Raw genomic sequence first — 11,546 nt, 5'->3', positions numbered from 1 at the left:
CCCTGTTCCCCTGTTAAAAATGTCGTCGAATCTCAAGAAGGCCTGGAGGCGTTTCGCGCGTCGTCTCGGCGATTGATCAGCCGGTCATACATCCAGCGCACGAACAGCAGCACAAGTGCTGCGCAGCAATACAGACCCAGTAACGGGTCAACCAGGTAATCCCAGTAGTTTTGCGAAGGTTTTATCCCGACGACGAAGGCCAGGGTTGCACAGGCCAGCATCACCACGGCCAGCGTGTTGCGCAGGTAGAACAGACCGAGGGTCAGCAGCGCAAAGAAAACCAGCATCGGACGCGGGCTGTAGCCGAAACGGTAAGGGTCCAGGTCGCTCATCCCCAGCGTTGCCGGGTACAGCACCAACCCCAACAGCGCGAACAGGATCAGTACGCCGGTCTTGTCCTGCTGCGCAGGCGCCAAAAAGCCCAATCGCCGCAAGCAACCCCAGGCCATGAACACCATCGTCGTAATCGCAAGGTCATCGATGTGGCTGCGCAGATACACGGCCATAGACAATCCATCCAGCGGTATGAAACTGGCCGCCAGCAAAGCGCCCAGCACAGCGATGCGCCAGTAGCGGTTCAAACCGAAAGAGGGCAGCAGCAGGAAGATGATCATCGCGAAGCTGACGTGTGCTTGCCAAAGGTTGATCATTTCAGACGCTCGGACAGCCACGCTTCGTTGAACGTGACGTGTTTGATGAAGGTGTTGTTCCAGGAATAAACCAAGTGATACATACCGTCGGGGCTACGGATGAAATAGGGGTATTCGAATTCGAACTCGCACCCCAGGGAGTTACAGACACGGGTGTCGAGGTTGCTCAGGAACTGCGCCTCCAACGGTTGGCGCAGCGCACCACTGGACCCGCGAAACTCGTTGCCGATGATTTCTTTGTAGGCCTCGGGTGAAAACGGCGCCCCCAATGGATCAGGCGATTTGTCCAGGTCGCGCAGCGAACGCCAATCGTCCATTTTCGCGTCGGTGCCATACAGGCTCAGTTTGAAACGCCCCTCTTGCAGGTCGTTGAGGGCGACGAGCAACCCGTGCTCGGGCGTCGCGACGGCCGCCAGCGAGGAGTTGGGGTTCGACGGGTCGAGCGGATACGGCTCGCTCCAGGTTTGCCCGGCATCTTCGGTGCGGGTCGCCAGCACACGGTGGTGGGTGTTGCCGGCATACCGCAACAAGGCGATGCCGCGCTGCCCGTCGAGCGGAACGACGGTGGGCTGCAGTGAGTTCATGCCGTGGCTGATGCGGTATTTGTCGATCACATCGCCGTCGGCGCTCAAGTAAAGATACTCGGCAAACTTGCCCAGGAACTCGTGGTAGACCGGTAAACCAATGGAGCCGTCGGCATGAAACACCGGTGCCGAGCGCACCAGGGTGCTGATATTCAGAAACGGCGAGGTGATCAGTTGACGCGGAGCGGACCAGTGTTCGCCGAAGTCGTCAGACACCATCACGTTGACCGCGCTGCCGGCCCAGCCGCCCATGGACACGGACACGTAGAACAACCACAGGCGATTGTCCGGCGCGAGGGCAATCACCGGGTTGCCCAGTTTGCGGATGTAGCGTTGGGTGCCTTGCTGGGTCGAATTGCGTGTTGCCAGTACCTGTTCTGCGCCCCATTCACCGGTTTTGACGTCAAACCGCGCGGCACGCACTTCCACATCGGCTGCGCCTTCGCGTGAACCGGCGAACCAGGCAGTCATCAGGCTGCCATCGGGCAAAGCGGTAACGGCCGAGGAGTGCACGAAATCCACCAACCCGGACGAAGCGAAACGGCTGGTGTAGATGGGCTTGGCGACCTGATTGGCCACGGCCATCGCCGGTTTCATCAGGGCAAATGAAGAATGCACGTTGGCCGGGTTGAGCACCCATGCGGTCACAAAGAGGCAGGACAGTGCGAGATAGGCACCGAGAGCGGGAATACCGGGTAGTTTGATGCGCATATTAAGGCTAGGCATCTCATGGCCCGATAAAGCGCGTTAACCTATCAGTTGTAGTAGGCAATCAGGCTTTTCGCGAGCGGCGCATTTGTAAGTAGATATGTCAAAGGCTCTAGCGCGCCACTCCCCTCGATTATCCACGATTATTTCGCAGAATCGAAAAATTCAACGCGGCCGCTACACACAGCCACACAAGGTAAGGAAACAGTATCAACCCGGTGATCAGGTCAAGCCGCAATGCCAGCACCACCATGGCCGCTACCACCAGCCACAGCAGTGTCAGGATGACCATCGCAGCGAAAAGACGCTGCGCGCCGAAGAACACCGGCGTCCATAGCGTATTGAGCGCGATCTGTGCGGCCCACAGAGCCAGCACCTCCTGGCTTCCAGGTATCAGGGTCAACCGGTAGCCAGCCCAGGCGAGCAGCAAATAGATAATCGACCAAGCAACCGGAAACACCCACTTGGGAGGGGTAAAGCCGGGCTTGACCAGAGATTCATACCATTGGCCCGGTTGGAACATCAGGCCTGTACTTGCCGCAGCACCGCAGGCCAGAAGAAATACAAGAAATGACATGCACTCGTCCTCAGGGAAATTCAGCTCTCTGGGGGCAAAACCCTGCCGCCCTTATTAAAGAAGGGACGCCAGGGGACGCGAAAAGTTTTGAATATGGACGTAATCCTTTGAAGCAGTCCTTTTATGCAGTAAGCCACTGAGTCCCTGCCTAGTCGTGATCCACCGTCACTTCCTTCCAGCTGTCATCCGGATCAAAACGCTTCATTGCCTTCGCCAGTTTCTCGCCACCCGGCCCCAGGTCTTTTTCGAACACCTGGCCTTCATGGCTGATCATGAAACTCATCACGCCGGTGTCATCGTATTTCGCCGGCCAGGCGATGAGGGCAAAGCCGCGGCTCATCTTGTCGCCAATCAGGTAGCTGTAGGCGCCACCCGGTGCCGAAGGGCCTTGGCCATCAAGGATGCGGAAGTGGTAGCCATGCCAGTCTTCGCCGGCAATGGTTTTGCCGAACAACGGCCCCAATGGGCTGATCTGGCCGCTGTCGTCGTCTGCCCAGTACAGGCCGTCGTGCTGGCCGGGGGTGCTGAGGATTTTCTGCGCATATTCCAGCGCGCCGTCACCGTCGCGGTCCACCGCCGCATAGTCCATCTGCGCGTCGTGGTAGGTCAGCACCGACTGCACCGCGGCGAGTTCATTGCGGCCGATACGGCGTGCGCGGATTTCCACGCTGCCGGCCTTGAGGTCGAAGTGCCAACCCTTGGCGTCTTTGATCATGGGAATAGGCAGGGTCCAGTGGTCACTGCCCACGGCCAGGATGGCTTTGCGCTCGTCGGGTTTTTCGATGCTGTGTTGCTCGTGATACTGCTTGAGGAACGCGTCGACATCACTGCGCTGCACGCCTTCGCGCGGGATGTACGTGCGCCAGTCGTCACCCAGCAACTGGGTCAGGCGCGCCTGATCGGCGTGTTCGGTGCCCAGCGCTTCGACGAAGGCTTGTGCGGCTTTTTCAGGTGTTGGAAATGCCTGCTGGGCCATCGCCATGCACGACCAGACCAGGCCGGCCGTGATCGCCATGAGTTGAGGCAGCAGGCCCATGAGTGCCTTTACGCGAAGATGGTTTTTCAACGGCGGCCCCCTCTTTGACGTGCTGGTGCGGATGGCCGACTGATCTGATGGCCGGAAGAACGGGCCGCACTGCCGCGCATGGCGGAGGCCTGGCTGGCCCGGCCACGGGCGGCTTGTACGTTGGACTGAGACGGTGAACGTGCGCCGGCAAATGCGTTGTTGCGGGCGCTGCCTGCGCTGGCGGCCGGGCGTTTTTGCGCGGCCTGGCGCGCTTGCGAGTGGTCCTGCGAGCGCTGGTTCACCTGGCCGGCCTCTCTTCTGGGCTGTTGGTTTTCCCGAGTATTTCGCGGGGTGTTCTGTGCTCGGTCAGCAGTCCTCGGTCTGTCTGTACCGGACTGCATCCGATTGCTGGCCGTGTTGCCCGATTGCGCCCGGCGTGCCTGGTCGCGGGCTTCGCGGTTACTGGTGGCGGGGCGTTCGATACCGTGTTTATCCATCGAGCTACGGGCGTTTTCCCGGGCCTGGGCACGTTGGGCATTGTCGCCTCGATAAGCGTCACGCTGATTGGCACCGTTCAATTGCCGACCGTACTGTTGGCGGCTGCGGTTGTCCCGGTAGGGAACACCATCGCGGTGAACGGAGTTGTGTTGCCACTTGTTATTGTTGATCTGGTTGTTGCGATTGATGTTGTTGTAGCGGTCGACATCAATGTCGATGTCGTTGTTGTCCCAGTCACAATCGCCCCACAACGAACCGATGATCGCCACGCCGGTGCCGAACGCCAGTCCAGCGACCAGTGCCGAGCCGGGGTAATAGGCGGGCGGCGGCGGGTAGTACACGGGCGGTGACGCCGGGTAGGCCCAGGTGCCGTAGGTGGTCGTCGGGTTATAGGTGGGCACGTACACGACTTGTGGGTCGGCCGGCTGAATGATGATGGTGGAGGTGCTGGTGGCAGGTGCCGGGGCTGCTGGCTGAGTGGCGGGGGCCGGCGCCGGTGCCGCCTGGACCGTCACGTTTTGATATTGGTTGCTCTGAAGGTTGCCTGCCGCTTGTGCTTGATGGCGCAAGCGTTGCACGCCGTCCATCACATCGTCGGGCTGCGCCAGGAAGGCATCGCCCAGGCGTTGTACCCAGACCGGATCCTGGCCCAACGTGGCCAGTACCTGCGGGAAGGCGACCAGCGCCTGCACGCTCGGGTCCCAAGTCTGGGTGGCGACTTGTTTGACCGCATCATCACCTTTGGCGTCCGGGTGAGCTTTAGACCAGGTGGCCGCCTCGGCGACTTCTCCGGGGTAGGTCGTCGCCATCAGCACCTGCGCCAGCAACGGGTCCGGGTAAAGCGCAATGGGCGCCAGCATCTGGTCCAATTGTTCTTGGGTAAACACGGCATCTTTGGTGGGCGCTGCGGCAGGCGCGGCCACGGCAGGGTTTGCCGGGGCCGGGACTGGGGCAGACGTAGGCGCAGTGGCCGGGGCCTCCGCCGATTCCGCCAGGCAGGGTGTTCCGCTCAAAAACAGTACAGCCGACATCGCGTAAAACAATGGAATACGCATTGCTCCCTCCCTGGGGTCGGGCAGGCATGAAATGAGTGGATCAAGTACGGGGAGGCCAATGCCGGCTTTGTGAGCCGCACACCTCAGTTCGTTGGCGCTTCTTAATCGTAGCAGCGAACCGGAAATTGCCATGATTTAACGCAATAACCGACGGCTACTTTAAAAGATCGCAGCCTGCGGCAGCTCCTACAGGTGGTGCGTCATTCGTAGGAGCTGCCGCAGGCTGCGATCTTTTTACGCCAAGTGGACCCGCCAGAACGGCAAGTCCGAAGGTGGTCGTAGGAGCTGCCGAAGGCTGCGATCTTTTTACGCCAAATGGACCCGCCAGAACGGCAGGTCCGAAGGTGGTCGTAGGAGCTGCCGAAGGCTGCGATCTTTTTACGCCAAAATGCACCCGCCAGAACGGCAGGTCCGAAGGTGGTCGTAGGAGCTGCCGCAGGCTGCGATCTTTTTACGCCAAGCGGACCCGCCAGAACGGCAGGTCCGAAGGTGGTCGTAGGAGCTGCCGAAGGCTGCGATCTTTTTACGCCAAGTGGACCCGCCAGAACGGCAAGTCCGAAGGTGGTCGTAGGAGCTGCCGAAGGCTGCGATCTTTTTACGCCAAATGGACCCGCCAAAACGGCAGGTCCGAAAGTGGTCGTAGGAGCTGCCGAAGGCTGCGATCTTTTTACGCCAAGTGGACCCGCCAGAACGGCAGGTCCGAAGGTGGTCGTAGGAGCTGCCGAAGGCTGCGATCTTTTTACGCCAAATGGACCCGCCAGAACGGCAGGTCCGAAGGTGGTCGTAGGAGCTGCCGAAGGCTGCGATCTTTTACGCCAAATGCACCCGCCAGAACGTCAGCTCCTACAGGTGGGCGTAGGAGCTGCCGCAGGCTGCGATCTTTTTACGCCAAGTGAACCCGCCAGAACGGAGGGTCCGAAGTGGATCAGAGTTTTGGCAGTTGCCCGATGCGGCCCATCATTTCGGTCACGATCTGCAAGTCGAGCAAGAACTGCTCGGTGGTCTTGAACTCGTTGTCGTTGTGACCGGTGTATTTGACGTCCGGCATGGCCAGGCCGAATTGCACACCGTTAGGCAGCTCATGCACCGACGTGGCGCCAGCGGACGTGCCGAACTTGTGTTCCATGCCGAGGTTTTCACTGGCTACAGCGAGCAGAGCCTTGACCCATTCGCCTTCAGGGTTGCGGTACATCGGTTCGGCGATCGACAGGTCGAAGGTCGGCGCAATCTTGCTCTTCTTGCTCCAGGCGTCCAGTTTTCCGGCGATTTCCGATTTGAGCGCTTCCGGAGATTTGCCCTTCGGCACGCGCAGGTTCACGGCCAGTTTGAACGCCTTGTCATCCACCCCAACGTAGGTCAGGGACGTGGTCAGCGGCCCCATGAACTCATCGGAAAAACCAACCCCCAGTTTGCCGCCCAGGTAATCCAGGCCCCAGTTGTCGGCAGCATAGCGGGCGGCGTCGGTGATCTGGTTGTGCTTGAGCGCAACCTTGCCATCGAGGCCATTGATGAAGTCGAGCATCCTGGCCACCGGGTTGACGCCGGACTCGGGCTCGGAGGAGTGGGCAGACACGCCCGTGACCGTCAGTTTGACGTCCTTGCCGACGACTTTGGCGGCGATGTCGAAGTTGCCGCCGTTGCGCTTGGCGTAATCAGCGCCAGCCTTTTGCAGGGCCGCTGCCAGTTCCTCCGGTTTGTCTGTCACCAGGCTGGCGACCGAGGTCGATGGAATCTGGTTGGTGGCCAGGCCGCCGGTCATCGACGTGATTTCCGCACCTTTGCCTTCAGCCGCACGCTTGGCGAAACTGGCCATGACCGTGCCGTAGCCTTTCTCGGCAATCACTACCGGATAGCCGCCGTCCAGCGCCAGGTTGTAGTTGGGCGTCGGGTTGCGTTCGAAGTAGTAGGGGATCGCGTCGCCGGTGGTTTCTTCGGTGGTGTCGACCAGCAGTTTGAAGTTTCTCGCCAGCGGCAGCTTCTCTTCCTTGATGATTTTCATGGCGTACATCGCCACCACGATGCCGTTCTTGTCATCTTCGGTGCCGCGGCCATACATGCGGTCGCCAATCAGGGTGACCTTGAACGGATCGAGGCGGGTGCCATCCTGCAGGACCCAGTTTTCCGGGGTGACCGGCACCACGTCGGCATGGGCGTGAATGCCCACGACTTCAGCGCCGCTGCCCTCGAGGGAGATTTCATAGACGCGGTTGTCGATATTGCGGAAGTTCAAGTTGAAGGCTTGGGCCAGGCCCTTGATCTTCTCGGCGATCTTGATGAATTCAGGGTTCTCGTGCTGTTCCACACCGTCAACGCGCATGGTCGGGATGGCCACCAGTTCTTTCAGGGTTTCGGTGGCGGCGCTGCCGTATTTCACCCGCGCATACAGGCCCAGCAAGCGATGGATTTCGTTCTGTTGCTCGGGCGTCAGGGTTTTGTTGTCGAGGAAGGCGCTGATGGCCGGGCCGAGATTGTCGGTCTTGGCGATGTCGCTCTTGGCCAGACTGCCAAGGAACTGCCTGAAGTCCTTGACCGAGGCGTCATTGAACGTCTTGAGGATGATCGCGCTCTGTTGCGGTGTGATGTTGGCGTGGGCAGCGGTGGTGAAGGTCGAGAGGCTGGCGAGCATCAGGGTGGTCGCGGCCAGTTGCTTGAGTGAAAAGTCCATTGCTGGGGGCATTCCTTTGCAGGCAGTTTGTGGGAAATATCTGATCGTTTAATCAGAAACATTTCCAAACTAACACCACGAGCGTGTGAAACGGGAGCCCCGCAAGTGGGATGTGTCGCACAGAAATGCAAAAGCGACGCACAAACGAAAAATCCGTTTTTTCAATGCTTGCATTCCGCCAGCACCACTTGGCAGGTACTTGGCGTGCCGCCAGAGCGGCCGGCATAGCGTGCGCAATTGCTCAGGGATTTCTGCCGCGCCATGGTCAGGGTGTCGCCCCAGGCCAGGCCACCTTCGCCGACAGTGGGAAGGGCTTTCGCATAGCAGGCTGAACCGATGTTTGAGGATGCATAGCGAGTCGTGGACGATTTGCCTGAACATCCGGTGTTCAACACCAGGCTGATAGCGAGCAGGGCAGGGAGCAGCCATGACGAGCGGAAGTGCGTGTGTTTACTCGTCATCGCGTTTCCCCGGTAGAGGAGGCAGCAGGCGTGTTGAATCTGTACTGATTAGCTTAGACGGGTTCAGGGTTTGCGTCCGGCCTCCACACCCCACGCACGAGCGTTGCAGAGGCCGGACTCAGCTACAAACGGTCAGAAATCCCAGAACGCCGCGACCCAGCGAAACGCGTTGCCATCGATGGCCACGCGGCCAACGGAAGGGAACGGCAGGTGCGTGGCGACAAACAGCTCTCCGCTGGCTGCCGCTTCTTGCATCAGCCGGACCCGAACGCGCACTGACTCCTCGGGGTCGTGTTCAAAGCCGTTGTGCCAGTCGGGGTGTTCGAAGGCCACCGGGAACAGGGCGTCACCTGCAAAGGTCAAGCGTTCGCCGCCGGAGTTCACGTAGACCACACAGTGTCCAGGGGTGTGGCCACCGGTGACTTTGGCGACCACGCCCGGTGCCACTTCATACTCGTCTTCGAAAGTCCGCACGTTGCTGCGGTAGTCGTTGATGAACTGTTTGGCGGTTGCCCGCAGGACGTCCGGCACCGGCTCTGGCATGACGGTGTGGGCGAAATCGGGCGACTCCCAGAACGCGACCTCGGTCGCTGAAACGTGGATGCGCACGTCCGCCCGCAACTTGTTTTTCACCTCGTCGACCAGCAGCCCGCCGACATGGTCCATGTGCATGTGGGTGATCACCACGTCGGTCACGGAACCTAGATCGATACCCGCAGCCTGCAGGCGCTTTGGAAACTGTCCGGCCCTTGGGAAGCCGGGAAATTGCCCGCCCAGCCCGGCGTCGACGAGAATGATTTGCTCGCCGCTGCGTATCACCAGGACGTTCAGGGCCCAATCGAACGCGTCCGGCCCCAGGAACATATCCTTGAACCAGGCCGCACGGGCGGCCGGGTCGGCGTTGGTGGACATCGTCGAGGTTGGCAGAGGCAGCACGCCGTCGCTGATCACCAGCACATCAATCTCGCCGACCCGCACGGCATAGCGCGAAGGAACCAACTCCTCGAATCCCGTTCCACCGGCGAGTGTAGTTGCCTGCTGCTGACCGTTGCCTTTCTGATGTGCTCCAGCCTGTTGGGTGGGGTAGTCCAGATGCGTTGTCATGCTCATTCTCCGTTTGCCTGGGTCAAAAGTCGTTGGCGAAAGCGGCTGTTTCGCTGCGAGAGCGACCGATCGCCTGGAGAAAGAGTGTGCATCCCGAAGTACCGGGTTCGATACCATACGCAGGTATAGAACCCTCAGGCTTTAGCGTGATCGTTTCCAACCAAAAGGTGGCGGCGTGGCGCGTCGGAACGGCCGGTGGGCAGCGTCATGCAGGGCCGGTCGTGACGCTATTTCGAGGGTTGGCCATTCGCTGTCGAAAGCGGGAGAGAGAACGAGAACGTCGCGCCCTGATTGGGCTGACTGTCTGCCCGGATGGATCCGCCATGCAACTCGATGATCGAGCGGCAAATGGATAACCCGATCCCCATACCGTCTTCCTTGGTGGTGAAAAACGCATCGAACAGCAGCGCAAGGTGCTGTTGGTCAATCCCCGGGCCGTTATCGTGCACTTCCACCACTGCACGGTCCTTCTGCCAATGAACGCGTACATGCAACTCAGCCGTCGAGTCTCGGTGGCCGCTCATGGCGTGCAGGCTGTTGATGATCAGGTTAATCACCACCTGCTGGAGCTGGATGCGATCGCCTGACACCTTGGGGGAGTGGCGCGCGAACGTGCATAACAATCGTACCTGATGACTCTGGATTTCCCGTTCAAGCAGGGCGAGTGAGTCCGCAACAACGGATTGCAGATCCAGTTCTTCGTAGTGCGAATCGCTTTTGCGGGTCAGGTCGCGAATGCGCTTTATCACTTCGGCCGCACGACGCGCGTTACTGGCTGCCCTGGCGATGGCAGCGCCGGCTTCCTTGAGGTCGGGAACCGGTCGGTCAAGCCAGCGTTGAGCGGCTTCGGCGCTGGAGGTGATGGCTGCCAAAGGCTGATTCACTTCGTGGGCAATGGACGCAGACAGTTCGCCCATCGTGGTATTGCGGCTGATGTGGGCGAGTTCGATTTGCGCGCGATGCAGCTGCGCTTCTACATCATGGGTATGTGCCAACAAACTGAATTGCTTATGCAGTTCATCGCAGGTGCGCCGATTTTTCAACGCCAGCCAGGTGGCAATACCGATAGCTGTCAGGCTGACGAGGCAGCGCGCCAGTGCGGCGCTGAACGGATGCTCGTGATGGGAAACAAAGAACCCGGCAGCCGTCAGCACCGCGCAGGTCAGTGCCACCCGGCGCAGCCCGCCAATCGAGCAGCTGTCCATGGCCATCATGATGACCAGGACGTACAGCACCGCCACCGCGATATGCAGTTCCGTGAGGGTGTCGACGAGAAATATCGCGAACGTGGTTGCCCATAGCGCCAGGCACTTTGCCGTGGCGCGTGGGGAGGCGGACATGACGTTCAGCATGATCCGCCTCTTGCGGTGCTGCCGCCGCCCAAGGGCATCAAGCCTTGATGAACGCCAGGAGGTCAGCGTTGATCACGTCGCCATTGGTCGTGCACATGCCGTGGGGCAGGCCCGGGTAGGTTTTCAATGTGCCGTGTCGCAGCAGTTTGATCGACAGCTGCGCCGAGTCGGCGATCGGTACGATCTGGTCGTCTTCACCGTGCAGTACCAGGGTCGGCACCTCGATGTTTTTCAGGTCATCGGTGAAGTCGGTTTCCGAGAAGGCTTTGATGCAGTCGTACTGCGCCTTGATCCCGCCGGTCATGCCCTGGCGCCACCAGTTGTCGATGATCGCTTCGGAGACTTTCGCGCCGGGGCGATTGAAACCGTAGAACGGCCCGCTCGGAAACTCGCGATAAAACTGAGTGCGATTCTCCGCCACGGCTTTGCGCAAGCCGTCGAAGACGTCCATTGGAATACCGCCCGGATTTTTCGCGGTACGCAGCATGATCGGCGGCACTGCACCGATCAATACCGCTTTGGCCACGCGACCACGGCCATGTCGCGCCACATAACGGGCCACTTCACCGCCACCGGTGGAGTGACCGATGTGCACGGCATTCCTGATATTCAAGTGCGCCATCAGTTCAGCGACGTCGGCGGCGTAGGTGTCCATTTCGTTGCCGACAGCGGTCTGGGAGGAGCGGCCATGACCACGGCGATCGTGGGCGATGACGCGAAAACCCTTGCTGAGGAAGAACAGCATTTGCGCATCCCAGTCGTCACTGGACAGTGGCCAGCCGTGGTGGAATACGATCGGCTGACCGCTGCCCCAATCCTTGTAGAAAATCTGCGTGCCGTCCTTGACGGTGATCATCCCCGAACCACTGGCACTGCCGTCGCTTTT

General features: G+C 60.1%; 10 protein-coding genes. All 10 read right to left on the bottom strand.

Annotated features, from left to right (window positions below):
- Positions 1 to 32: 32 nt before the first annotated feature.
- A complete protein-coding gene (locus tag KVG88_RS18680; protein ID WP_150700883.1) occupies positions 33 to 650 on the bottom strand; it encodes a hypothetical protein in 618 nt (205 codons plus the stop codon).
- A complete protein-coding gene (locus KVG88_RS18675) occupies positions 647 to 1,945 on the bottom strand; it encodes a sialidase family protein (RefSeq protein WP_217872498.1) in 1,299 nt (432 codons plus the stop codon). Before KVG88_RS18675 ends, KVG88_RS18680 begins: the two co-directional genes overlap by 4 nt.
- Before the next feature lie 130 nt (positions 1,946 to 2,075).
- Positions 2,076 to 2,519, bottom strand: a complete 444-nt coding sequence (gene tspO / locus KVG88_RS18670; protein ID WP_150700882.1) for a tryptophan-rich sensory protein TspO — start codon at positions 2,517 to 2,519, stop codon at positions 2,076 to 2,078.
- Between the two features lie 148 nt (positions 2,520 to 2,667).
- Entirely contained in the window at positions 2,668 to 3,555 is an 888-nt protein-coding gene (locus KVG88_RS18665) for a DUF2950 domain-containing protein (protein WP_150700981.1), read from the bottom strand.
- A 26-nt stretch (positions 3,556 to 3,581) separates the two neighbouring features.
- Complete coding sequence (locus tag KVG88_RS18660) at positions 3,582 to 5,078, bottom strand: DUF3300 domain-containing protein (protein WP_217872323.1); 1,497 nt, start codon at positions 5,076 to 5,078, stop codon at positions 3,582 to 3,584.
- 925 nt (positions 5,079 to 6,003) lie between these two features.
- Positions 6,004 to 7,743: a dipeptidase gene (locus KVG88_RS18655; RefSeq protein WP_217872322.1), complete on the bottom strand. Its 1,740-nt coding sequence runs from the start codon at positions 7,741 to 7,743 to the stop codon at positions 6,004 to 6,006.
- 161 nt (positions 7,744 to 7,904) lie between these two features.
- Complete coding sequence (locus KVG88_RS18650) at positions 7,905 to 8,204, bottom strand: hypothetical protein (RefSeq protein ID WP_217872321.1); 300 nt, start codon at positions 8,202 to 8,204, stop codon at positions 7,905 to 7,907.
- Between the two features lie 132 nt (positions 8,205 to 8,336).
- Positions 8,337 to 9,308 carry an MBL fold metallo-hydrolase gene (locus KVG88_RS18645; protein ID WP_217872320.1) on the bottom strand — a complete coding sequence of 324 codons (972 nt, stop codon included), beginning with the start codon at positions 9,306 to 9,308 and terminating at the stop codon, positions 8,337 to 8,339.
- Positions 9,309 to 9,535: 227 nt separating this feature from the next.
- Complete coding sequence (locus KVG88_RS18640; protein ID WP_225934061.1) at positions 9,536 to 10,660, bottom strand: sensor histidine kinase; 1,125 nt, start codon at positions 10,658 to 10,660, stop codon at positions 9,536 to 9,538.
- A gap of 37 nt (positions 10,661 to 10,697) precedes the next feature.
- Positions 10,698 to 11,516 carry an alpha/beta fold hydrolase gene (locus tag KVG88_RS18635; RefSeq protein WP_150700979.1) on the bottom strand — a complete coding sequence of 273 codons (819 nt, stop codon included), beginning with the start codon at positions 11,514 to 11,516 and terminating at the stop codon, positions 10,698 to 10,700.
- Between the last annotated feature and the right edge of the window lie 30 nt (positions 11,517 to 11,546).

This window comes from Pseudomonas azerbaijanoccidentalis, assembly GCF_019145495.1.
Classification (GTDB): Bacteria; Pseudomonadota; Gammaproteobacteria; order Pseudomonadales; family Pseudomonadaceae; genus Aquipseudomonas; species Aquipseudomonas azerbaijanoccidentalis.
The sequence above is the reverse complement of the archived record's forward strand: the minus strand, read 5'-3'. Positions and strand labels throughout refer to the sequence as shown.

Bases quoted from the DNA above. Each gene is read 5' to 3' on its own strand.
- KVG88_RS18680 (WP_150700883.1), bottom strand. From the start codon at position 650: ATGATCAACCTTTGGCAAGCACACGTCAGCTTCGCGATGATCATCTTC.
- KVG88_RS18675 (WP_217872498.1), bottom strand. From the start codon at position 1,945: ATGCGCATCAAACTACCCGGTATTCCCGCTCTCGGTGCCTATCTCGCA.
- tspO (WP_150700882.1), bottom strand. From the start codon at position 2,519: ATGTCATTTCTTGTATTTCTTCTGGCCTGCGGTGCTGCGGCAAGTACA.
- KVG88_RS18665 (WP_150700981.1), bottom strand. From the start codon at position 3,555: ATGGGCCTGCTGCCTCAACTCATGGCGATCACGGCCGGCCTGGTCTGG.
- KVG88_RS18660 (WP_217872323.1), bottom strand. From the start codon at position 5,078: ATGCGTATTCCATTGTTTTACGCGATGTCGGCTGTACTGTTTTTGAGC.
- KVG88_RS18655 (WP_217872322.1), bottom strand. From the start codon at position 7,743: ATGGACTTTTCACTCAAGCAACTGGCCGCGACCACCCTGATGCTCGCC.
- KVG88_RS18650 (WP_217872321.1), bottom strand. From the start codon at position 8,204: ATGACGAGTAAACACACGCACTTCCGCTCGTCATGGCTGCTCCCTGCC.
- KVG88_RS18645 (WP_217872320.1), bottom strand. From the start codon at position 9,308: ATGACAACGCATCTGGACTACCCCACCCAACAGGCTGGAGCACATCAG.
- KVG88_RS18640 (WP_225934061.1), bottom strand. From the start codon at position 10,660: ATGCTGAACGTCATGTCCGCCTCCCCACGCGCCACGGCAAAGTGCCTG.
- KVG88_RS18635 (WP_150700979.1), bottom strand. From the start codon at position 11,516: ATGATCACCGTCAAGGACGGCACGCAGATTTTCTACAAGGATTGGGGC.